At 61.7% G+C, this 21,400-nt stretch carries 21 protein-coding genes; 18 read left to right on the forward strand and 3 right to left on the reverse strand.

Annotation, left to right across the window (positions count from 1 at the left end):
- The first annotated feature begins 14 nt into the window (after nt 1–14).
- From QZ564_RS10095 to QZ564_RS10115, 5 genes are all read left to right on the forward strand, one after another.
- Nucleotides 15–1,562, forward strand: a complete 1,548-nt coding sequence (locus QZ564_RS10095) for a sulfatase (protein ID WP_297108774.1) — start codon at nt 15–17, stop codon at nt 1,560–1,562.
- Between the two features lie 14 nt (nt 1,563–1,576).
- On the forward strand, nt 1,577–4,024 hold the full coding sequence (locus QZ564_RS10100) for a glycoside hydrolase family 3 C-terminal domain-containing protein (protein ID WP_297108777.1): 2,448 nt from the start codon (nt 1,577–1,579) through the stop codon (nt 4,022–4,024).
- A gap of 89 nt (nt 4,025–4,113) precedes the next feature.
- Nucleotides 4,114–4,950: a formylglycine-generating enzyme family protein gene (locus tag QZ564_RS10105; protein ID WP_297108781.1), complete on the forward strand. Its 837-nt coding sequence runs from the start codon at nt 4,114–4,116 to the stop codon at nt 4,948–4,950.
- A gap of 94 nt (nt 4,951–5,044) precedes the next feature.
- A complete protein-coding gene (locus QZ564_RS10110) occupies nt 5,045–5,977 on the forward strand; it encodes a sulfite exporter TauE/SafE family protein (protein ID WP_297108784.1) in 933 nt (310 codons plus the stop codon).
- 80 nt (nt 5,978–6,057) lie between these two features.
- Nucleotides 6,058–6,717 carry a TIGR02186 family protein gene (locus QZ564_RS10115; RefSeq protein WP_297108787.1) on the forward strand — a complete coding sequence of 220 codons (660 nt, stop codon included), beginning with the start codon at nt 6,058–6,060 and terminating at the stop codon, nt 6,715–6,717.
- A gap of 59 nt (nt 6,718–6,776) precedes the next feature.
- Here the strand turns inward: QZ564_RS10115 and QZ564_RS10120 are convergent, their stop codons facing one another.
- Nucleotides 6,777–7,670: a LysR family transcriptional regulator gene (locus tag QZ564_RS10120; RefSeq protein WP_297108790.1), complete on the reverse strand. Its 894-nt coding sequence runs from the start codon at nt 7,668–7,670 to the stop codon at nt 6,777–6,779.
- Between the two features lie 105 nt (nt 7,671–7,775).
- Between QZ564_RS10120 and QZ564_RS10125 the strand changes: the two genes are divergently transcribed.
- The 3 genes from QZ564_RS10125 to QZ564_RS10135 are packed head-to-tail and all read left to right on the forward strand — an operon-like array spanning nt 7,776 to nt 11,977.
- Nucleotides 7,776–8,855: a 4-oxalomesaconate tautomerase gene (locus tag QZ564_RS10125; protein ID WP_297108793.1), complete on the forward strand. Its 1,080-nt coding sequence runs from the start codon at nt 7,776–7,778 to the stop codon at nt 8,853–8,855.
- Nucleotides 8,856–8,881: 26 nt separating this feature from the next.
- Nucleotides 8,882–9,970, forward strand: coding sequence for a tricarboxylate transporter (locus tag QZ564_RS10130; RefSeq protein ID WP_297108796.1), 1,089 nt, complete (start codon nt 8,882–8,884; stop codon nt 9,968–9,970).
- A gap of 60 nt (nt 9,971–10,030) precedes the next feature.
- Nucleotides 10,031–11,977, forward strand: coding sequence for a tripartite tricarboxylate transporter permease (locus QZ564_RS10135; RefSeq protein WP_297108799.1), 1,947 nt, complete (start codon nt 10,031–10,033; stop codon nt 11,975–11,977).
- A gap of 88 nt (nt 11,978–12,065) precedes the next feature.
- Here the strand turns inward: QZ564_RS10135 and QZ564_RS10140 are convergent, their stop codons facing one another.
- Both QZ564_RS10140 and phnN read right to left on the reverse strand, forming a co-directional pair.
- Entirely contained in the window at nt 12,066–12,713 is a 648-nt protein-coding gene (locus QZ564_RS10140; RefSeq protein WP_297108802.1) for a DapH/DapD/GlmU-related protein, read from the reverse strand.
- Between the two features lie 10 nt (nt 12,714–12,723).
- On the reverse strand, nt 12,724–13,275 hold the full coding sequence (gene phnN, locus QZ564_RS10145) for a phosphonate metabolism protein/1,5-bisphosphokinase (PRPP-forming) PhnN (RefSeq protein ID WP_297108805.1): 552 nt from the start codon (nt 13,273–13,275) through the stop codon (nt 12,724–12,726).
- A 252-nt stretch (nt 13,276–13,527) separates the two neighbouring features.
- On the opposite strand from phnN, the gene phnF reads away from it, so the two are divergent.
- From phnF to phnD, 10 genes are all read left to right on the forward strand, one after another.
- Nucleotides 13,528–14,286: a phosphonate metabolism transcriptional regulator PhnF gene (gene phnF, locus QZ564_RS10150; RefSeq protein WP_297108808.1), complete on the forward strand. Its 759-nt coding sequence runs from the start codon at nt 13,528–13,530 to the stop codon at nt 14,284–14,286.
- Nucleotides 14,276–14,719, forward strand: a complete 444-nt coding sequence (locus QZ564_RS10155; protein WP_297108810.1) for a phosphonate C-P lyase system protein PhnG — start codon at nt 14,276–14,278, stop codon at nt 14,717–14,719. The genes phnF and QZ564_RS10155 overlap by 11 nt, the downstream gene beginning before the upstream one ends.
- The gene (gene phnH, locus QZ564_RS10160) at nt 14,719–15,249 is read left to right on the forward strand and encodes a phosphonate C-P lyase system protein PhnH (RefSeq protein ID WP_297108812.1); all 531 of its coding nucleotides are present in this window, start codon (nt 14,719–14,721) and stop codon (nt 15,247–15,249) included. The genes QZ564_RS10155 and phnH overlap by 1 nt, the downstream gene beginning before the upstream one ends.
- On the forward strand, nt 15,249–16,343 hold the full coding sequence (locus QZ564_RS10165; RefSeq protein ID WP_297108814.1) for a carbon-phosphorus lyase complex subunit PhnI: 1,095 nt from the start codon (nt 15,249–15,251) through the stop codon (nt 16,341–16,343). Before phnH ends, QZ564_RS10165 begins: the two co-directional genes overlap by 1 nt.
- A complete protein-coding gene (locus QZ564_RS10170) occupies nt 16,340–17,254 on the forward strand; it encodes an alpha-D-ribose 1-methylphosphonate 5-phosphate C-P-lyase PhnJ (RefSeq protein ID WP_297108817.1) in 915 nt (304 codons plus the stop codon). Before QZ564_RS10165 ends, QZ564_RS10170 begins: the two co-directional genes overlap by 4 nt.
- Nucleotides 17,251–18,072 (forward strand): ATP-binding cassette domain-containing protein, encoded by an 822-nt coding sequence (locus tag QZ564_RS10175; protein WP_297108820.1) that lies wholly within the window; start codon nt 17,251–17,253, stop codon nt 18,070–18,072. The genes QZ564_RS10170 and QZ564_RS10175 overlap by 4 nt, the downstream gene beginning before the upstream one ends.
- A gap of 10 nt (nt 18,073–18,082) precedes the next feature.
- Nucleotides 18,083–18,814, forward strand: coding sequence for an ATP-binding cassette domain-containing protein (locus QZ564_RS10180; RefSeq protein ID WP_297108823.1), 732 nt, complete (start codon nt 18,083–18,085; stop codon nt 18,812–18,814).
- Entirely contained in the window at nt 18,801–20,000 is a 1,200-nt protein-coding gene (locus tag QZ564_RS10185) for an alpha-D-ribose 1-methylphosphonate 5-triphosphate diphosphatase (RefSeq protein ID WP_297108826.1), read from the forward strand. Before QZ564_RS10180 ends, QZ564_RS10185 begins: the two co-directional genes overlap by 14 nt.
- A gap of 54 nt (nt 20,001–20,054) precedes the next feature.
- Complete coding sequence (gene phnC, locus QZ564_RS10190; RefSeq protein ID WP_297108829.1) at nt 20,055–20,882, forward strand: phosphonate ABC transporter ATP-binding protein; 828 nt, start codon at nt 20,055–20,057, stop codon at nt 20,880–20,882.
- Nucleotides 20,883–20,918: 36 nt separating this feature from the next.
- Nucleotides 20,919–21,400, forward strand: a 482-nt coding sequence (gene phnD, locus QZ564_RS10195) for a phosphate/phosphite/phosphonate ABC transporter substrate-binding protein (RefSeq protein WP_297108832.1), incomplete at its 3' end; no start/stop codon positions are given.

Here is a 21,400-nt window from a genome sequence, read left to right on the forward strand (position 1 = left end):
TTCAGGGCCTTATCGTGCGACCCAATATCATATTCATCATGAGCGACGACCATGCCTCCCGGGCCATATCGGCCTATGGGTCCGGGCTGAACTCGACGCCCAATCTCGACCGGCTCGCCAATGAGGGCATGCGTCACGACGCAACCTATGTCACCAATTCCATCTGTACGCCAAGTCGCGCCGCGATCCTCACCGGCACCTATAATCACGTTAATTGCGTCACCACGCTCTACACCGAGATCGACAATCGTTTGCCCAATGTTGCCAAGCACTTGCGGGCTGGCGACTATCGCACCGGGATGTTCGGCAAATGGCATATGGGCGAGGGGCTGGCGCACAATCCGACCGGGTTCGACGACTGGGCCGTGGTGCCGGGGCAGGGGGATTACTGGGACCCCAAGTTTATCTTTCCGGACAATTCGCGTCGCCGTATTCCGGGCTACGCCACCGACATCATCACCGACATGAGCATTGATTTCATTGAGAAATCCGGCGGAAAGCCGTTCTTTCTGATGTGTCATCACAAGGCCCCCCACCGCAATTTCGAGCCGGACCCAAAATACAACCATCTCTGGGCCGATGAGGACATTCCGCTCCCCGAAACCTTCAATGATGACTATTCCAGCCGGGCTGCCGCCGCTGCCGCGGCCAAGATGCGCATCCGTTCGGACATGAATTATGAGGACCTGGGCCTCGTAACGCCCTCTGGACCTGCCGAACAGGTCGGGTCGCTGATGCTCGATTTCATCCCGTGGATGCGCAAGGTACCCGAGTTGCATGAGGGGGAAAGCATCACGGTCATCTGCGCTGAGACGGGCGAGAACTTCACCTTCACCGATCCGCAGAAGTTCGCCGAGTTCAAATATCAGCGTTATATGAAGCGCTATTTGCGTACCGTACAGTCCATCGACGACAATGTCGGTCGCCTGCTTGACTATCTCGACGAAAATGGCCTGACTGAGAACACGTTGGTTATCTATACGTCCGATCAGGGCTTTTTCCTCGGAGAGCACGGCTGGTTCGACAAGCGTTTCATGTACGAGGAAAGCCTGCAGATGCCGTTCCTCGTCCGCTATCCGGCCGCCATTAAACCAGGGTCCGTCAGCGCCGACATTGCCTGCAATGTCGATTTTGCGCCCACCTTCCTCGACTATGCGGGCCTACCAATCCCCAGCTATATGCAGGGGCGCTCCATGCGTCCGGTGCTGGAAAACCAAACCCCGACTGACTGGGATCAACTGACCTATCACCGCTATTGGATGCACAATGACGAAATTCATGAGTGCTGGGCCCACTATGGCGTACGGGACACCCGCTACAAGTTGATCTACTGGTATAACGATGACCTTGGCCAGCTCGGTGCGCGTCCCAATGGTGCACCGCCGGAATGGGAATTGTTCGACTGTGTCCAGGACCCGCACGAACTGATCAATGTGGCAAAAGACCCAGCATATGCCGAAGTGTTCCGCACCATGTTGTCCAAACTTGATGCCAAGATGGCAAAGATTGGCGATGTGCCTGAACATGATAGCGCAGAGGTGCTGGCCGCCCTTGCCGTGTGACAGACGAGAACCAGATGACTATTGACGAGTTGATTTCCGCAATGACCCTGGAAGAGCAGGTTTCCCTGCTCTCAGGGGAGGATTTTTGGTCGCTGCCTGCCGTTGAGCGTTTGGGCATCTCCAAATTCCGCGTATCGGACGGACCCAATGGTGCGCGCGGTGGGGGAGGTTTGCTCGGCGGCGTCAAGGCTGCCGCCTTTCCTGTCGGGATCAGCCTGGGCTCGACCTGGAATGTCGACCTTCTATACGAGGTCGGCGTCGCTCTCGCGGCCGAAACAAAGTCCAAGGGCGCCCATATGCTCTTGGCGCCAACCGTCAATATCCAGCGATCAGTCACCAATGGTCGCAACTTCGAGTGCTATTCCGAGGATCCAATCCTCACCGGCGAACTCGGCGCGGCCTATATTCAAGGTCTGCAAAGTCAGGGCATCGCCGCAACGGTAAAGCACTTTGCGGGCAATGAATCGGAGATTGAGCGGACCACAATGAGTTCGGTCATCGACGAGCGCAGCTTGCGAGAAGTCTACCTCATCCCGTTCGAACTGGCCGTGAAGAAGGGTGGGACCAAGGGCGTGATGACCGCCTACAACAAGGTCAATGGCACCTATGCCTCCGAGCACAATTGGCTGATCACTGACGTCCTCAGGGGCGAATGGGGCTTTGAAGGACTGGTCATGTCCGATTGGTTCGGTTCTCACACGACCGAGCCAACGGTCAATGCTGGGTTGGACCTGGAAATGCCAGGACCGCCGCGCGATCGTGGTGCCAAGTTGGTTGCCGCCGTCGAGGCTGGACACGTGTCCCGTCAAACCATTGCTGAGCGCGTCCGTGCAGTGCTCAAGGTTATGGAATGGACCGGCGCTTTACATAACACCCGAGAGTATTCGGAGACGGCTGACGATCGACCGGAGACGCGGGCGCTGATCCGCAGGGCCGGCGCTGAGGGCACAGTATTGCTCAAGAATGCCGGGGTACTGCCGCTGGAGCCGGGCCAGAAGCTGGCTGTCATTGGCCCCAACGCCAAGATTGCCCAGATCATGGGTGGCGGTTCCTCACAGATCAATCCACACTATCGCGTCAGCCCTTGGGACGGTCTCGTTGAGGCTGTCGGGGTCGAAAAGCTCTCCTATGCGCCGGGTTGCAGCAACGACCGCTTCCAGCCGCTGCTGCGGACCAAGCTCAAGGTCGAGTTCTTTGGAAGTCGCGATCTATCCGGCTCGGTGGAAGGGGAAGAGACACTGGAGTCCGCCGAGACCTTCTGGATCGGAAGGGTGGCGAGCGGCAAGCTTTCTGCTCTTGATTTCTCTGCCCGCGTGACCGGCACCTACGTCCCGGAAAAGTCCGGTGCCTACCAGGTTGGTATAGCCTCGGCCGGCAAGGCAAGGGTGCTGGTCGATGGAAGGCTTGTGGTCGATGCCTGGACCAACTGGACCAAGGGGCGCACCTTTTTTGAAGAGGGGTGTGACGAGGTCGTTGGCGAGGTTGCGCTCGAAGCCGGCTCGCCCGTCGAAATCACCATTGAGTTTGCCACCAAGGACGAAGCATTGCTCGGCCTTGCCGCCTTTCGTATGGGCATTGGCCTGCCCATGGGCGACGCCGAGATAGCCGAGGCCGCCGCCGCCGCGAAAGGTGCCGATGTGGCGCTGGTCTTTGTCGGTCGTAACGGTGAATGGGATACAGAAGGCAGCGATCTTGAGAGCATCCAATTGCCGGGCCGGCAGGATGAGCTCGTCAGTGCAGTGGCCCGTGTCAACCCAAGAACGATTGTGGTGCTGCAGACCGGTGGACCGGTTGAAATGCCCTGGCTCGATGACGTCGCTGGTGTGATGCAGTCCTGGTATGCCGGGCAGGAAACCGGCAATGCAATCGCCGATGTCCTCCTTGGCAAGGCAGAGCCCGGCGGCAGGCTGGCGCAGAGCTTCCCGGTCCAATGGTCCGACAATCCTGCCTACAGCCAGGACCCGCGCGTCTATCCTGGCCTCGATGGTCAGGTAGAATATCGCGAGGGCGTGTTTGTCGGCTATCGACACTACGATCAGCACGGCATCAAGCCGCTCTTTCCCTTCGGTTTCGGGCTGAGCTACACCAAGTTCGACTATGGCCCACTCGCGCTGGACCTCTCCGGCGTTGCCGATGGGCGGGTCAAGGCGTGGGTTGAGATAACCAATGTGGGCGAACGCGACGGTTCAACTGTCGCCCAGCTCTACGTGGCTCCGCAATCCGCTTCAATCAGCCGGCCGAAGCAGGAACTGAAGGCGTTTGCCAAGGTGTCCCTTGCGGCCGGCGAAAGGCGCCTTGTCGAGCTTGATCTGGACGCGCGGGCATTTGCCTATTTCGATGTCGCTTCACGCAAATGGATTGCCGAGCCAGGTGCTTACCAGTTGCGACTTGGCACCGATACAGAGACGATTTGCGATATGCAGACTGTGGAATTGCCGAGGCGGCTGGAGATGCAGCCTTGAGTTCCTGCTGCGGTCCATCCCGGGCTCTCGATACCGCCATCGCGCCCAGTGCTGCTGCGCCGGTGGAGCGGTCAGGAGCGCCCCACGGAATGATCCGTGTGCCGGGTGGCCGCAGCTTCGTGGGAACCGACCGGCCCGAAATTCCACTGGACGGGGAGGGGCCGGAACGCATCGTCATGCTGAAGGACTTCGGGCTTGAAGCCACAACAGTCACTGTTGGGCGCTTCGCCGAGTTTGTGGCCGCCACCGGCTACATCACGGAAGCAGAACGGTTCGGTTGGGCCGCTGTGTTCTTTGGCGACCAGGAGCACTTGGCCTCCGCGACCGCCGTGGGCTCAGGCCTTCCCTGGTGGCATAGTGTTGATGGTGCCAATTGGCGTCGACCAGAGGGGCCGGGCAGCAGCATCGAAAACCGTATGGACCATCCGGTGACACAAGTCTCCTGGACCGATGCAGGGGCCTTTGCAGACTGGGTTGGGGGACGTCTCCCGACGGAAGCGGAGTGGGAACATGCTGCCCGCGGCGGCGGCGAGAAGCGGCGCTTCCCCTGGGGTGATGCTGAGCCCAACGACCACACCATCTATGCCAATATCTGGCAGGGCCAGTTTCCGCATAGCAACACGCTTGCCGATGGTCATGAACGCACCGCACCCGCCCAAAGCTTCGAACCAAATCCGCTCGGCTTTTACAACATGGCCGGCAATGTGTGGGAATGGACCGCCGACCCGTTCAAGGTGCGTTCCCTGTCGAAGCCGGCCCGCTTGCGCAACGCCCAGGCCCTCGAGCACTCGGAAAAGGTGCTCAAGGGTGGCTCATTTCTTTGTCACATTTCCTATTGCTATCGCTACCGCATTGCGGCGCGCATGGCTCTCTCGCCTGACAGTGCCGCCAGCAATGCCGGCTTCCGTGTCGCCTACGATCTCTGATCTTGAGGGGTGAGCCCCTCGAAATTGTTGTCTGGTCCCTGTCTACGTTCCGAAATCGGGACGTGGTCGTAACGCTATTTGCACTGGCAGAAGCATGCCGATCTACCTGCCCATTGCCGAACTCTCCGTCGACCTCTTCTTTCTGCTCGGGATCGGTGCGGCTATAGGCTTTATTTCGGGACTGTTTGGCGTGGGTGGCGGCTTCCTGCTGACGCCTATGCTGCTCTTTGCCGGGGTACCCGCGCCGGTGGCCGTTGCGTCGGTGACAGCGCAAGTGGTGGCCTCATCCACTTCAGGCGCCTTGTCCTATTTCCGGCGCGGCGCCATGGACATCAAGATGGGCGGTTATCTCGTTCTTGGTGGTGTCTTTGGTTCTACCCTGGGTGTCTGGATTTTCGGTGTGCTGAGTGCCCTTGGGCAACTCGATCTGTTCTTGTCGCTCGGCTATCTGCTCCTCCTGGGCTCGGTTGGGTCGTTGATGTTCGTCGAGTCCCTGCGCGCCCTGATCAGAAGCAAAAACCAAATGACCGCGGTGCGCAGGCGGCAGCCGGGGCAAGCCCCTTGGGTGCAGCGACTTCCAATGCGCACGCGCTTCCGCAAGTCCCAACTCTACATTTCGATCATCCCCGTGGTCCTGATTGGTTTCGCCATTGGCGTTATCGGGGCGTTGCTGGGAATTGGCGGCGGCTTCGTGCTGGTACCGGCGCTCGTCTACCTTCTGCGGGTGCCTGGCAAGGTGGTCGTTGGGACCTCGCTTCTGCATCTGCTCGCTGTGATGGCGGTGACATGCTTCCTACATGCGCTGCAGACACAGTCCGTCGATACCTTACTTGCTTTCTGCCTGATGGTGGGCAGTGTGGCCGGTGCCCAGTTCGGCGCCTCGGCCGGGCAGCACTTGCCCGGAGAACGGCTGCGGGTTCTGCTGGCTGTCTTGATCCTCGCGATTGCTATTCGCTTCGGCCTTGGGCTGCTTCTTGAACCGGCTCAGCCTTTTACACTCAGTCAACTTGGCTTTGGTGAGGGGTGATGAACAGGCTGGCGGGTTTTGCAGGCTTAATCCTCACGCTACTCACTTGTGGCTTCGCCTGGGCTCAGGCTGAGGTGACAATGACCAATTCCGACCCGGTTGTTGCTGTCCATTCAAATTTCCGCGGTCAGGCCGTGACGCTTTTTGGAACGATTGATCCGCCGCCCGGCGAAGCCGAAAACTATGGGGTGGTCGTGGTCGTCCAGGGCCCCTCAACCGATTGGGTCGTTCGCGAAAAACAACGTCAGTTCGGCTTCGTGCTGAACGCAGCGTCTGCTCGCTACGACCGGGTTCCAGGCTATTATGGTGTCTTTTCGTCGCGTCCGCTGGCACAGCTTGGCCTGGAAGCATTGCCCCAGTTTGATCTTGAGGCCTTGGCTGCGAGACAGCGGATCGAGTCCGGCGACCAGACCTTTGATTCGAAGTTCGTCCAGCTCATGAGGGCGGCAGATCGCTTCTCCATGGCCGAAAGGGGCGTGGTCATGCTGACGCCGAGTGCATTCTCGGTGCGCGTGCCTATTGCTTCGAACGCCACGAACGGCCTTTACCTTGCCCGCGCCTTTGTCGTGGCAGATGGGGAAATCGTAGGGGAAGGCACGACCCGCTATACCGTCCGCACCCAGGGGTTTGAACGCTACGTTGCCGATCTCGCGCGCTCAAACCCAGCCCTTTACGGCTTTGCCACTATCCTTGTGGCATTGCTGACCGGGTGGGTTGGTGGTGTTCTATTCCGGCGGTAGCCCCGGTTCCGGTGCCTCACTTCAGTATTGGGCAGTGTTGTTGGCTGCGTGAACGCTGCCTAGCGGTCCTGCCAGCGCTCTGTCATCAGCGCATAGAAGCGCTCCGCCGATGGGGGGAGCGTTGCACCAATTCTGCGAACCAGTCCCACCGTTCGGGTCACCACGGGATCGACGAGCGGTATGATGGCAATCGTGGGGTGTTCCTCGGAGGGCAGGGACATGCGCGGCAGCGCGGCAATGCCGAGTCCTGCTTCAACAAGGCCCAATGACGTGGAGAGGTGCTGAACTTCATAGAACCATTTCGGCCGTATGCCGGCTTGGCCCAATCCCAAATCGATGATGAGCCGGTTGCCGCTTGAACGCCCGACCGTGATGAAGCGATGCCCTGCCAGATCAGTCCACGTCACAGAGTCGCGCGATGCGAGCTCGTGATCCTTGCGGCACGCCAGCACAAAAGGCTCCTCCACCAGCGGCGCAAAGATAACGTCGGGATCGTCAGCACCGAGCAGCGTAATGCCGAAATCCACTTCCCGGTTGAGCACACTTTGCAGCACCTCGTTGGCGCCATCGTCGACGATGCGGATGCGAATGGACGGATAGACCTGGTTGAAGGCCCGAACGACGTCAGGGAGGAAATAATACGCCGCCGTAGGGATACAGGCGACGCTGACCAGACCCGACCGACGCTCGGCGATCTCGCGCATCGACAGGATCGAGGATTCGAAGTCGTCCAGCAGCCGTCGGGCGCGGACCAGGAAGTCGCGACCGACAGCTGTCAGTTCGACACGGCGGGTGGTTCGCTCCAAAAGCGTGACCCCCAAAGCGGATTCCAGCTTCTGGATGCGCCGGGTCAGCGCGGGCTGGGACAGGTGGATGCTTTCGGCTGCCGCCCCGAAGTTACGCATCTCGGCGGTGGCGACGAAGGCGCTAAGGTCTTCCAGATCAATGTTCATGTGTCACATGCATAAATGAGTGCGAAAAATGCATTTCACACAATAGAACGCTGGTGGCAAGGCTTGTTCGACGGTCGGAGGGCGACCGATTGAAGGAGTGCCACCATGACAAAGATCCCCTGCGTCCTGATGCGTGGCGGCACGTCGCGTGGTCCGTTCTTCCTGGCCTCGGACCTTCCGGCCGATCCCAAAGCACGCGACGCCATTCTGGTCGCCGCGCTTGGATCTGGTCATCCACTGCAAATTGATGGCATTGGCGGCGGCAATTCTCTGACCAGCAAAGTCGCGATTGTGGGGCCCTCGTCGGTTCCGGGCGCAGATGTCGACTATCTGTTTGCGCAGGTGAATGTGGAGCGCGCGCTCGTCGATACCGCCCCCAATTGCGGAAACATGCTGGCCGCGGTCGGTCCTTTTGCGATCGAAAGTGGTTTGATTCCCGCTGGTGACCCGCTGACCCGGCTGGTCATCCACAATGTCAACACGGGGAAGCTGGTCGAAGCCATAGTCGAGACTCCTGCGGGACAGGTGCATTACGAGGGGAGCATGTCGATTGCCGGTGTTCCAGGCACGGCCGCCCCAATCAGGCTGGCCTTCCTCGATGCCGCCGGCTCCAAGACTGGCCGCTTTCTCCCCACGGGCAAGCCCCGAGACACCATTGACGGTCTTGAGTTTAGCCTTGTCGACATGGCCGTCGCTGCAATGCTGTCTGACGCGCGCAGCTTCGGCAAAACCGGGGGGGAAGCACCCGCAGAACTGGATGGCGATCTCGCATTCATGTCCCGCCTGGAGCGGGTGCGGCGCATGGCTGGTGAGGCCATGGGCCTAGGCGATGTATCAGCACTGGTCATACCCAAGCCAATCCTGGTTTCGTCTCCCGAACACGGTGGGACTATCCGGGCTCGTTACTTTGTACCCCATGCGTGCCACTCGGCGGTTGCCGTCACCGGTGCCGTGTGCATAGCCGCTGCCTGCTGCACGGCCGGAACAGTGGCCCATGATGTGGCCGAATTGCCGGCGCCCGACGCAGACGGGCGGCGACTGCTGATGATCGAACATCCATCCGGATCCACTCCGGTGGAGATCGAACAGGATCTTGAGACTGGCGAAGTCGTCCGGGTGTCGCTGATCCGAACCGCCAGACGCATTTTCGAGGGTTTCGTGCATGTGCGCGACGCCGCTGCCTGATCTATGCTTACAAGGAGGAGAAAACCGTGAGCAGATTCAAAACCATTAGCCTTCGTGTTGCGCTCGTCTGCGCAACCACGCTTTCCGCATTTGCCGGGACCGCCGGAGCGCAGGATTTCAGTGGCAAAACTGTTGAATGGACCATTCCGTTTGGCGTTGGTGGCGGCACTGATGTGTGGGCGCGCTTCTTTGCTCCGCAATTCGCCGAGGCCCTGCCCGGTAATCCCAATGTGGTGGTGCTGAACGTACCCGGCGGCGGCTCGATTACCGGCGCCAACCAGTTCGCCACTCGTGCCGGTTCAGACGGGCTCGAAATCCTGGGTACTTCCGCTTCGACGCAGTTCCCGGCCATTCTTGGCGATCCGCGCGTCCGGTATGACTACGCAGACTGGACCGCCGTGCTGGCGTCTCCTACCGGCGGCGTGGTCTATGTCTCGCCTGAATATGGCGCCACCAGCCCGGCTGACATTGAAGCACTTCGCGGTACGGAAATCCGCTTTGCGGCCCAAAGCGCCACCGGTCTGGAAATGCCGGTACTGCTGGCCTTCGAGATGCTCGGCCTGAACATCCGGCCCGTCTTCGGCATGGAAAGCCGCGGCGCCGGCCGACTGGCATTTGAGCGCGGCGAGGCCGGCATCGACTTCCAGACCACTCCGGCCTATTTGAGCAGCGTTGTGCCGCTGGTCGAGGCAGGCAAGGCCGTGCCGCTGTTTTCGCTCGGAGTGGTCAATGCCGATGGCTCTGTGTCCCGCGATCCGTCCTTCCCGGACCTGCCCACTTTTGTGGAATTCTTCGAAGAAGCCACCGGTGCAGCACCCGAGGGGCAAGCATATGAGGCCTGGCAGTCGCTGATGCTGGCCGGTTTTTCGCTCCAAAAGATGATGGTCGTCCCAGGTGATGCGCCCAGCGAGATCATCGCCGCATATGGCGCTGCCGCGCAATCTATTGTGGACGCTCCCGATTTCCGGGCGCGTGCCGGTGAAGAGCTGGGAGCCTATGTGCAGCTTGTGGGACCGGAGGCCGATGCCGCCTTGACCGAGGCGCTGCAGATCGATCCGTCGGTCAAGGACTTCCTGATCACCTGGCTCAAGGAAGAGTTCAACGTCAGTCTGTGACGGTCTGCCGGCAAGCCCCGGAGGAGGCTTGCCGGCATCAATCCTACGGGAGGAATGAGCATGTTGGATGCAGCACTAATTGCGCTAAGCCAGGTCCTGGCTGTGGAGCACATCGCCTTTCTGGTCGTTGGTGTCCTGATCGGCCTGATTGTCGGCATCCTGCCGGGACTTGGCGGCATCGCCGGCATGTCCATTCTGCTCCCCTTTCTATACGGCATGGACCCTGCCTCAGCGCTCGGCATGCTTATAGGCATGGTCGCGGTCATCCCGACCGGTGATACCTTCACATCGGTGATGATGGGTATTCCGGGGTCAAGCGCCAGCCAGGCCACGGTCCTGGACGGGTTTCCGCTGGCCAAGAAAGGCGAGGCGGCGCGGGCGCTTTCTGCAGCTTTCGCGAGTTCCCTCTTCGGTGGCGTGATCGGGGCGCTCGTCCTGTCATTGGCCATCGTGGCCGCGCGACCGCTGGTCCTGTCTTTCTCCTCCGCCGAACTCTTCATGTTGACGCTGTTCGGGCTCTCCATGGTGGCGGTATTGTCCGGTCGCAGTCTTGCCAAGGGGATAGCGGCGGCGGGCCTTGGCCTGATCATCGGCACCATTGGCACAGCGCCAGCGACGGCAGAGCCGCGCATGACCTTCGGCATCGACTATCTCTACGACGGGATCCCGCTCGTCGTCGTGGCCATGGGGCTGTTCGCCATTCCCGAGATCATCGACCTGCTCAAGCGCGGTACTGCCATTTCCGAGACGACCGGGCTGGGTGGTGGCTGGCTCAAGGGCCTGCGCGACGTCCTGCGTCATCCCTGGCTGGTCAGCCGCTGCGCTGCGCTGGGCTGTGTTATCGGCGCGCTGCCAGGGCTGGGCGGTGCCGTGGTAGACTGGATCGCCTATAGCCACGCCGTGCAGACCAGCCGCGACAAATCCCAATTCGGTAAGGGCGACATTCGCGGGGTAATTGCCCCTGAGTCTGCAAACAATGCCTGCCAGGGCGGAGCACTCGTGCCGACACTTTTGTTCGGCGTGCCAGGTTCGGGCTCCATGGCCGTGTTTCTGGGCGGCATGGTGCTGTTGGGCATCCAGCCGGGCATCACGCTGGTCGAAACCCGACTGGACCTGACCTACACCATCATCTGGTCGCTGGCCCTTGCCAATATTGTGGGCGCAGGTCTGTGCGTTTTCCTGGCCCGCTATGTGGCCAAGCTCACCCAAATCCCATTCGTCTATCTCGCCCCGTTCATGATCATGATCACCATGTTCGCCGCCTTCCAGGCGACAAGGTCGATGGAGGATCTGGTGGCTCTAGTCGTCATGGGTGCCGTGGGGCTCTATATGCGGCGCTTTGGCTGGCCGCGCCCGGCGCTGCTGATCGGCTTTGTCCTGGCACCCGGCGCGGAAGGCTATCTCTACCAGGCCGTCCAATTCTACGATTGGGGCTGGGTGACTCGGCCAGGTGTCCTGATCATCGCCGCGATCACGGTTGTCTCGGTCATCCTGGGACTGCGGAAGGGCTCCGAGATATCGAGCGAAGGGGAAACCGATCCGGCCGCTGTGCAAACCCGGCCTCGCCAGTTTGCCCTGGCTGCGCTGTTCCTGGGCGTGGCCGCCGTTTGCATCATCAATGCGATGGGGCTGAGTTTCTTGGGACAGGTGTTCCCTCTGACTGTGGGGTTGCTGGCGGCAGGCGGAGCGCTCTGGGTGCTGACGCATCTATTCGGTTCGCATCCGACGGCGCTGCATGATGACGATGCCGCTCTGGCCTTGTCGGGTCGCTGGTCTGGACGGGAACTGTATCTCGGCATGTTTGCAGTCGTTGTATTCGGAATCTGGGTGCTGGGCTTTCTGGGGGCAATGCTGGTCTTCATGCCCGCCTTCCTGATCCTGGCCGGCAAGGCCCCGGTGCTGCGGGCGGCAGTGCTGACCGCCATTGCCCTGGCCTTCATCTACGGCATTACCACGGCGATGTCGCTGCGACTGCCGGCAGGGTTGATCGCCGGCACGATAGCCTAGGGAACGGGTGCGCTTTGGACGCTGTGTCGCATGACCGCTGAGCAAGCTCAGAGCGTGAGAGTATGGGTCCGTCGGTCCTATCCCACCCCTATTTCGAGGCACCAACGAGGTCGGGCCGCGCCCCGGCCTCATACTTGTCCAGAAAGGCCTCAATGCCAAGGGAACGGAAGTCGGGCAGCGCTTGGTGCAATCGCTCATGACTCCAGTCCCACCATTTGAGCGCATCGAGACGGCTTGCCACCGGATCTGAGAAGCGCTGGCGGATGGTCCGCGCCGGCACACCCACAGCAATGGCAAAATCGGCGACGTCCTTGGTCACCACGGCGTTGGAGCCGATGATGGCGCCATTGCCGATCTTCACCCCAGGCATGATGACGGCGCCATGGCCGATCCAGGTGTCGTGGCCGATCTGGATGTCGTTGCCGGCGCGCCAGTCGAAGAACGCCTGATCGTCCTCTTCGCCGTCGAAATACTGGGCTGAGCGATAGGTAAAATGGTGCAGAGAGGCGCGTTCCATCGGGTGCATGGAGGCATAGATGCGCACATTGGCGGCGATATTGGAGAACTTGCCAATGGTCGCATAGGCAATCTGGGTGCCGCCGACGCAATAGGAATAATCGCCCAGGCTCGACCAGGCCACGTGGCAGCGCGCGCCCACTTCGGTATACCGCCCGAGTGTGGATTGATTGACCCGGGCCGTGTCGTGAACGAAGGGCGTTTCGCTGAGCTTTTTCATTGTCTGGTCCTCAAGCCGATTGGCGTAGCAGGTCGCGCAACAAGGCGGTGAAACGGGTCCCGGCCACGGCCAGGTCTCCGGAATTGTCGATACGGATGGAACTGGGCGGTAGAGGGTGATCGACGGAACGGTTCATGCGACGGCGAATCTCTTCTTCCGCTTCGCGACCGCGGCTGGTCAGGCGCTGCGCGATGATCTCGGGTACGGCAGTGACTTCCACAACTAGGGCAGTGGGGTAGCGTGCAAGCAGGCGGGGCAGGGCGGCGCGCGACAGATTGGCGATAACGAGGCGCCCTGCCGCCAGGTCAGCCTCAAGCGTGATCGGCAAACCATATTGGAGGCCGTGCGCCTGCCAGCTCAATGCGAAATGGCCAGCCTGGTCTGCTGCAGCGAAAGCGTCGGGGGTGAGACTGACGTGATCTTCGCTATCGCCATCAGGCGGGCGCGTCACGACCCTGCGGACCACGGAAACGTCGTCGACCAGCCGCTCTCGGGCGAAGCCGATGAGGCTGTCCTTCCCCACCCCGCTGGCACCGACCACGGCGACGAAAATGCCGCTCATACCGGGTCTCCGTTGCCTTGGGTCACACCACTGACGGAGGTCGGATCAAACCGGAAATAGGTCGGCATGGCGTCGGTCCCGGTGACGTTAGGAAGGTCGATCCCCCGTCTCCTACCCAGCCTGCGTGACAGGGCGACGACAAAAGCCATCTCATTCGAATGTGTCGACGCAGGACTGTCGCAGCGCAGTGATACCGTCATTTCACTGTCACTTCGGCTCGCTAGAACAAACTCATTCGAATGAGTGGACGAAATGCGAAGTCAAGGACATTCCTGGGAAGAGACCCGGGACCGGATCAGCGAAGAAATAGCGTCTGGGCGGCTGGCGGCCGACACCCGGCTGCCGTCCGAGCCGGAACTCTGCGTGCTCTACGGCGCGCGCCGCCATTCCCTGCGCAAGGCTCTGGCGGCGTTGGTCGCCGAGGGCAAGCTCCGGGTCGAACATGGTCGCGGCACCTTTGTCGAGCGCGCGCCGCTGCTCAACTATGTCATCGGCACCCGGACCCGCTGGCATGAGAACCTCATGAGTCAGGGTCTGACCGCCTCGGGCGAGACGCTGGCGGAAATGACGTTGCCGGCCAGCGCGCGCGTTGCCGCCGCGCTCCGGCTCGAAATCGACGCCCCTGTCCATGCCCGTTCCTGGCGCGGTTTTGCCAATGATTTGCCGATCAGCATGGGCTGGGCCTATCACGACGCCGCGCGCTTCGCCGACCTGCCGGAACGCCGCCGCGAGAGTGGCTCGATCACCGAAGTCTATCGCTCCTACGGCATCACCGATTACCGCCGGCAGCGCACGACCGTTTTCACTCGCATCGCTTCGGAAAATGAGGCTGCCATGTTGATGCTGCGTCCCGGCCAGTCGGTGCTGGTAGTGCAGAAGATCGATGCAAATCTCGACGGCCAGCCTATCGGTTTTTCCGAAGCCGTGTGGGCGGGTGACCGCGTGCAATTTACCTTCGAAACCGACCAGCCCACCATATCGACCACCGAGAGACCCGACGATGTTCAATGAAACCCCACCCGGAGGGGCTGACCACGCCCAGATGCTGGGCATACTGGCCCGCGCCCGGTCTGAAACCCTCAAGCGTCATGCGGAGACACTCCTGGCCGACATGGGTGAGATCACCGTCGTTGCCAACCGTACGGGTCTTGTCATGGTCCCGATGCGCGACACGGTCGGACAGGTCGATTTTCACCTCGGTGAAGTGCTGGTGAGCGAAGCCCAGATCGCTGATCGGGCCGGCCATATCGGCTATGGCATGGTCACCGGCCGCGACCTTGAACGCGCCATGGCTATGGCCGTGATCGATCTTAGCGTCACTGTCCGTGGCACCGATGCCGCTACCGCCCGGTTTCTTGCCGAAGAGAAGGCGTACACGGCGCAGGCTGACGAGACGCGTATGCGGCAGGTTGAGGCCACGCGCGTTGAAATGGAGACCTTCTGATGCTGACAGTCGCGCCTCCCGACAGGCTGGAATCGCGTTCCAACCTCACCTTCGAAGCCCTGATGTGGGCGCTGTCGCGGCCCGGTGATGTGCGTTCCCTGCCCGAAGCCGGGTTTGAATCCATTCTCGAGACTTTGGTGGATATTGAGTGCACTGCCTTTGCCGATACACCGGCCCTGCGCGCACGGATCGTGGCCAGCGGGGCGACGCTGGCAGACCGGATCGCCACGGCAGACCATGTGTTCGTAAGTACAATCGAGAGTGCAGAAATCGCCGAGATCAATTGCGGCAGTGCACTCTATCCGGATGACGGCGCGACTCTGGTCGCCGCGGTTCCCCATGAAGGCCAGCGCCTGCGCCTCACCGGTCCCGGAATTAATGGATTGATAGAGGTTCGTCTGGCGCTGCCGCCCGGATTCTGGGCAATGCGCGAGCTGCTCTGCTCTTACCCTGAAGGCTTTGACTGCTTTTTCGTCGATGGCGCATCCGTCATTGGCATTCCGCGCTCGACCAAGGTGGAGGTGCTCTGATGGCATATGTTGCAACCCGCGGTGGCGAGAAGGCCATCGAACAGGCAGAGCGGCTGTTCCGCCAGGATCTGGGCACGATTGATGCTGCCCGCGTCGAGACCATCCGCGCCACCATGCCCTATCTCATCGACCGGGTAATGGGCGAGGCTTCGCTCTATGACGAGGAGCTGGCCGCCCTGGCGCTGGCCCAGACCGGTGGCGAGCTCTCCGAAGCCGTGCTGGTGTTGCGGGCCTGGCGCACCACCCAGCCACGCCTCGCCATTGCACGTCCGGTTCAGCAGCACGAGCTGCTGACCCAGCGCCGCATCTCGGCGGCCTTCAAGGACATTCCCGGTGGACAGATCCTTGGGCCAACGCTCGATTATTCGCACCGTGTGCTGGCCACCGACGTGCTCGAAGGCAAACCCTTCACCGCGCCTGCCGTGGACCTGGCCGACCAGCCTGCCCCTGCAAGGCAGCCGTCTTTGGCGGACTGGCAGCGGCAGCAGGGGCTCGTCGCCCCGAGTGAAGCGTCCAATGTGGCACCCCAAGACATCCCGGACCTTACGCGCGAACCACTTCTATTTCCCGCCTCACGGGCACACCGGTTGCAGAGCCTGGCGCGCGCCGAAACCGGTGGTGTGCTGGCGCTCGGCTATGCGGCCCAGCGTGGCTATGGCAATGCCCACCCGACGGTCAACGAATTGCGGTTGGCCGAGGCAGAGGTGGTGGTTCGCCATCCGCGCGGCACGGAATTTTCCGCCGGGCGCGTACGCGTCAGCCAGGCCGAGGTCACGTCCAAGGAAAAGGGCGGCTATCTCGAACTGGGTTTTGCCGCCACCTTCGGCTGGAACGAGGTCAAGGTGATTGCCGCGGCAACGCTGGACCTCAATTCTGCGGAAGCACCGGTTGGTTCGGCCGTGCATGAGGAATTTTACCTCTACCACACCGAAAGCGTCGAGGCCTCCGGCTTCTGCATTCACTTCAAATTGCCCCACTACGTCACCTTCCAGTCGATCCTGGACGCCATGCGCGACGCCAAGGCCAAGAAGGCCGCGGCGGAAGCGGCCGGTGACGTCTATGTCGCCGAGCCCGAAGAGGAGCCCGTCATATGAGCCTTGCAACCCTGACCAAAGACTGGGCGGCGACCAGCTACGGTTTCCTCGACGCTTCGGCAAAGCGCGAATTGCGCCGCAAGATGCTCAAGGCCATCGCCGTGCCCGGCTGCCAGATGCCCTATGCCAGTCGCGAGGTGCCGATGGCGCGTGGCTGGGGTACCGGCGGGCTGCAGGTAACGCTGACGCTGGTGAACCCAAATTCGGTAGTGAAGGTCATCGACCAGGGCGCCGATGATGGGGTCAATGCCGCCTCGATCCGCCGTTTCATCTCCCGCGTCTCCGGCGCCTCGGAGACCTGGGACACGCTCGAAGCCACCATCGTGCAGTCGCGCCACCGCGTTCCCGAAGAGATCATGCGCGAAAACCAGGTGCTGGTGCTGCAGGTGCCCAATCCCGAGCCGCTGCGTGGCGTGGAGCCGAACATTTCCATCGCCCGGCAGATGCATGCCGACGCTGATTACGGCAAGCTTTGGCTGACGCTCTATGAGCAGATCGTGCGCAAGGGCCGCATCATGCAGGGCGCGGCCTACCCCTCCATGGTCAATGGTCGCCACGTCATGACGCCGTCGCCCATCCCCCGCTGGGATGTGCCCAAACTCAATATGTCGAAACACTTGACCATTCTCTCGGCGGGCCGGGAAAAGCGTCTCTATGCCGTGCCGCCCTATACGCGGGTGGAACCGCTGGTCTTCTCCGATCGCCCCTATCTGGTGGAAGACCATGCCGCGCTTACCTGCCGCCGCTCGGGCGTCTCCGGCTTCTTCATGAATGAATTGCCGCAGGATGGCGGCGGATCGGTGTTCGAGGTCTCGGACAGCAATCTGGGCATCAAGGCCATCGATTGCGCTGATGGCGCACCGGACGCAATCGGCGATACCTGGTACCGCAACGGGGAGTTTTCGGCATGAACCTCATCTCCGAACCCGCCGCGCTGGAGCGTGCCGCTCCTCGCCTCATGCGGGCAGAACCGCTGTTGCGGATGACCGACATTTCCAAGCGCTATGGCGACGTACGGGCTCTGCGCGGTGTGGATGCCGTGGTCTATCCCGGCGAAGTCATGGGTATTGTGGGTGAAAGCGGCTCGGGCAAGTCGACCCTGCTGCGCATGATGAACCTCGAAGACACTCCCGATAGCGGCGACTACACGCTGCGCCTGCCTGGTCGCGAAAACGAGAACTTGTTCGACCTCACCCGCTACGAGCGTCGCATGCTGTGCGCGCGTCATATCGGCATCGTCTATCAGAACCCGCATCTGGGCCTTCTGATGAAGCATTCCTCGAGCGGCAATGTCGCCGAACGCCTGCTGATCGCTGGCGAGCGCAGCTTCGAAATCTTGCGTTCCAAGGCGCGGGAGGCGCTCGACGCCTCCGAATTTCCGCTCGATCGCATGGACGCCCGCCCCATCGAATTGTCGGGCGGCATGCAGCAGCGCGTGCAACTGGCCAAGGCCATCGCGCTCGAACCGGCTCTGCTGCTGCTGGACGAGCCGACCACCGGCCTCGACGTTTCGGTGCAGGCTCTGGTGCTCGATACGCTCAAACGCCTGCAGCGCGATCGCCGGATTACCATGGTGCTGGTCAGCCACGACCTCGGCGTTATCCGCACCATGGCCGACCGGGTCATGGTCATGCGCCATGGCGAAGTGGTGGAGCAGGGGCTGGCGGACCAGGTCTTCCAGGACCCCCAGCACCCCTATACCCAGCAACTCGTCCACGCCAAGCTCTGAGGCCCACCCCATGACAACCACGCCCCTCCTGCGCGTCCAGGGTCTCACCAAGACCTTCCGCATGTATCATTTGGACAGCATGCTGCACGCCTTTGAAGGCGTCAGTTTCGAGCTCCATGAAGGCGAGTTCCTGCTGTTGCGCGGACACAATGGCGCCGGCAAGTCGACGCTGCTGCGTACCATCTGGCGCAGCTATCTGCCGGTGGGTGGGCACGTATTCTATCGCTCGCAGCATGGTGAAATTGACCTCGCCAACGCGGCCGATGTCGATATCGCCCTGCTGCGCCGCGAAGAGATCGGCTTCGTTACCCAGTTCCTCAATGCCCGACCGCGTGTCGCGGCACAGGACATCGTCGCCGAACCACTCTTGCTTGCCGGCCACAGCCAGACCGAAGCGTTGGATCAGGCCCGGCACTGGCTCGACCAGTTCGGCGTCCGGCCCGAACTCTGGCGCGCTTATCCATCGACCTTTTCAGGTGGCGAACAGCAAAAGGTGAACCTGGCGCGCGCGCTGATCCTGCCGCAGCGCCTGCTGCTGCTCGATGAACCGACTGCCTCGCTCGACGTCGGCGCGCGCGCCGCGCTGGTCCGCCGCCTGGCCGATCTCAAGGCTCAGGGCGTGGCCATCATCGGGGTGTTCCACCATCCTGGTGATGTGTCCGACCTCATCGACCGCGAAATCAATCTCAACACCAGGGTTGTTGCCGACCATAGCCGGGAGGACGAACATGTGGCTGTCTGATTTCCGCGTTGTCCTTGCTGACCGCGTCATCGAGCGGGGTGCGCTGCGTATCGAGGACGGGTTGATCGCTGAGATCAGCGAAGCGCCGGTCTCCCATGCCGATATCGAGGGTGGTGGCCTCTTGCTGCTTGCCGGCATGATTGACATGCATGGCGACATGATCGAGCGCGAAATGGAACCGCGCCCCGGCGTCCGCATGCCGATGGATATGGGGCTGCGTGATCTCGACATGAAACTGGCCACAGCCGGGATCACTACGGCCTATGCCTCGCTGTCCTTCGCGCCCGGTTCAACCTACGGGCATATGCGCTCCTATGAATATACCAGCGAACTGATCCGTGCCGTCGTCGCGGCCCGGCCCAACCTGCTCATCGACCATCGCGTGCATGCGCGTTTCGAGGTGACCTTTCCTGCCGCGCTGTCAGTGGTCAAGGAACTGGTCAGTGAAGGCTCGGTGGATCTCGTCTCCCTTTGCGATCACACGCCCGGTCAAGGCCAGTATCGTGATCTCGATCTTCAGGCAGCCTCCCTGTCCAAGAACAAGGGCATTTCGCCCGAAGCGGCCATGGAGCAGCTGCAGCAGCGCATCCGCGACCGGCGGGAGACTGCCGGGGACATGCGCGCCACGTTGAGCGCCATCACTCAATATTGCGCCATGCATGGCGTGCCGGTCGCCAGCCACGACGACGATACGGTCGAGAAGGTCACGCTCATGGATCAGCTCGGCGCCAATATCAGCGAATTTCCGGTGACGCTCGCGGCAGCGGTGGAGGCGCGCCGTCGTGGCATGCTCACGGCCATGGGCGCGCCCAATGCGCTGCGGGGCCAATCCTACTCGGGCAATCTGTCGGCCCGCGATGCTCACGCTGCCGGTGTGCTCGATCTGCTCGCCGCCGACTACCATCCCTCGGCCATGCTGCCGGCTGTGCTGGTGCTGGCCCAGACTGATCCGGCAGGGCTTGCCGGCGCCGCCCGCCTCACCTCGAGCAATCCGGCCCGGGCGTTGGGCCTTGAGGATCGTGGCGAAATTCGCGTCGGGCTGCGTGCCGACCTCTTGATCGCATCGGAGACGGGCGTCGGTCAGGTGCATGCGACCCTGTCGCGGGGCCGCTTCGTGCATGCCGATGGTCGGCTCGATCTGTCAGGCGCGGAACAGCGTCACGCGCATGTCATTCGAATGAGTTAACGCTGTCATCTAGGCGGACTAGGCTCAATTCATAGCAACGCCACGGGGTGGACCATGCTGGAACTGAAGAACGTCACTAAGCGCTTCGGCGACACGGTTGCGGTTAACAATGTGTCAACGCAATTCGCCCCCGGGCAGATGGTCGGTGTTATTGGCCGTTCCGGCGCCGGCAAGTCGACCCTGCTGCGGCTGATCAACCGGTTGGCCACTGCTGATGAGGGGCAGATCATTTCGGGTGATGTCAATGTGGGCGGTCTCAGCGGCAATGCCCTGCGCGCCTGGCGCGCCCGCTGCGCCATGATCTTCCAGCAGTTTAACCTCGTGAACCGCCTGGACGTTCTGACAAATGTGCTGATCGGCCGGATCGGCAGCGCGGCGACGATGCCGGTGATGTTCAAGCATTTTTCGGCAACCGACCGTGCCAATGCGGCCATGGCGCTCGACCGGCTCGATCTGCTCTCCCAAGCCCTTCAGCGGGCAGACACCTTATCGGGCGGTCAGCAGCAGCGTGTCGCCATCGCCCGGGCGCTGATGCAGAAACCCACCCTGATCCTGGCCGACGAGCCCATTGCATCGCTCGATCCGCGCAACGCAAGGCTGGTGATGGAGGCGCTGCGCACCATCAACCAGCAGGACAAGATTACCGTCATCACCAATCTGCACACGCTGGATGCTGCCCGCGCCTATTGCGACCGCATCATCGGCATGGCGCATGGGCATGTCGTCTTCGATGGCAAGCCTGCGCAACTGACCGGCGCGATGATCCAGCAGATCTATGGTGACGATTCAGAAACAGTTGTGGACGAGAGCCTGACCTCGACCATCGCTGCCACCGGCCCGTCAGATCGGGCCGGCAAACGACAACTGGAGATGGCGCACTAACCGCCACGCCTCACCCCAAGAATCGGAGCAACATCCATGCTTACCCTGACGCGTCGTGGCCTTGTGGCCGCGCTGGTTTCGCTCGCCCTCATTTCCCCGGCCCTGGGCCAGGACTGGCGCGAGCAGTATCCGGAACTGACGATCGGCATTTCGTCCGGCGAAAACGAGACCGATGCCATCGCCCGCAACCAGCCCTATGCGGATTATCTCAGCCGCGAGCTGGGCGTGCCGGTCAACATCGTGCGGGGTACTGACTATGCAGCGGTGATCGAAGCCATGCGCTCGGGCCATGTGCAGATCGCCTCGGTCGGTCCCGCCGCCTATGCCCTGGCCCGCAAGATCATGGGCGAAGACATCGCTCCGGTCGCGGTCACGCTCGATGGTGACGGCAATCTGGGCTACTACTCTGTCATCGCCGTGCGCGCCGACAGCCCTTATCAGACCCTGGAAGACGTCAAGGGCAAGTCCTTCGCCTTTGCCGATCCCAACTCGACCTCCGGCTATGCCGTTCCTTCCTA

Origin of the sequence: uncultured Devosia sp. (genome assembly GCF_913055165.1) — a bacterium.
Lineage (GTDB): Bacteria > Pseudomonadota > Alphaproteobacteria > Rhizobiales > Devosiaceae > Devosia.

Excerpts from the sequence above, each read along its gene's own strand:
- QZ564_RS10100 (WP_297108777.1), top strand. The coding sequence starts at position 1,577 with ATGACTATTGACGAGTTGATTTCCGCAATGACCCTGGAAGAGCAGGTT.
- QZ564_RS10105 (WP_297108781.1), top strand. The coding sequence starts at position 4,114 with ATGATCCGTGTGCCGGGTGGCCGCAGCTTCGTGGGAACCGACCGGCCC.
- QZ564_RS10110 (WP_297108784.1), top strand. The coding sequence starts at position 5,045 with ATGCCGATCTACCTGCCCATTGCCGAACTCTCCGTCGACCTCTTCTTT.
- QZ564_RS10115 (WP_297108787.1), top strand. The coding sequence starts at position 6,058 with ATGACCAATTCCGACCCGGTTGTTGCTGTCCATTCAAATTTCCGCGGT.
- QZ564_RS10120 (WP_297108790.1), bottom strand. The coding sequence starts at position 7,670 with ATGAACATTGATCTGGAAGACCTTAGCGCCTTCGTCGCCACCGCCGAG.
- QZ564_RS10125 (WP_297108793.1), top strand. The coding sequence starts at position 7,776 with ATGACAAAGATCCCCTGCGTCCTGATGCGTGGCGGCACGTCGCGTGGT.
- QZ564_RS10135 (WP_297108799.1), top strand. The coding sequence starts at position 10,031 with ATGTTGGATGCAGCACTAATTGCGCTAAGCCAGGTCCTGGCTGTGGAG.
- QZ564_RS10140 (WP_297108802.1), bottom strand. The coding sequence starts at position 12,713 with ATGAAAAAGCTCAGCGAAACGCCCTTCGTTCACGACACGGCCCGGGTC.
- phnN (WP_297108805.1), bottom strand. The coding sequence starts at position 13,275 with ATGAGCGGCATTTTCGTCGCCGTGGTCGGTGCCAGCGGGGTGGGGAAG.
- phnF (WP_297108808.1), top strand. The coding sequence starts at position 13,528 with ATGCGAAGTCAAGGACATTCCTGGGAAGAGACCCGGGACCGGATCAGC.
- QZ564_RS10155 (WP_297108810.1), top strand. The coding sequence starts at position 14,276 with ATGTTCAATGAAACCCCACCCGGAGGGGCTGACCACGCCCAGATGCTG.
- phnH (WP_297108812.1), top strand. The coding sequence starts at position 14,719 with ATGCTGACAGTCGCGCCTCCCGACAGGCTGGAATCGCGTTCCAACCTC.
- QZ564_RS10165 (WP_297108814.1), top strand. The coding sequence starts at position 15,249 with ATGGCATATGTTGCAACCCGCGGTGGCGAGAAGGCCATCGAACAGGCA.
- QZ564_RS10170 (WP_297108817.1), top strand. The coding sequence starts at position 16,340 with ATGAGCCTTGCAACCCTGACCAAAGACTGGGCGGCGACCAGCTACGGT.
- QZ564_RS10175 (WP_297108820.1), top strand. The coding sequence starts at position 17,251 with ATGAACCTCATCTCCGAACCCGCCGCGCTGGAGCGTGCCGCTCCTCGC.
- QZ564_RS10180 (WP_297108823.1), top strand. The coding sequence starts at position 18,083 with ATGACAACCACGCCCCTCCTGCGCGTCCAGGGTCTCACCAAGACCTTC.
- QZ564_RS10185 (WP_297108826.1), top strand. The coding sequence starts at position 18,801 with ATGTGGCTGTCTGATTTCCGCGTTGTCCTTGCTGACCGCGTCATCGAG.
- phnC (WP_297108829.1), top strand. The coding sequence starts at position 20,055 with ATGCTGGAACTGAAGAACGTCACTAAGCGCTTCGGCGACACGGTTGCG.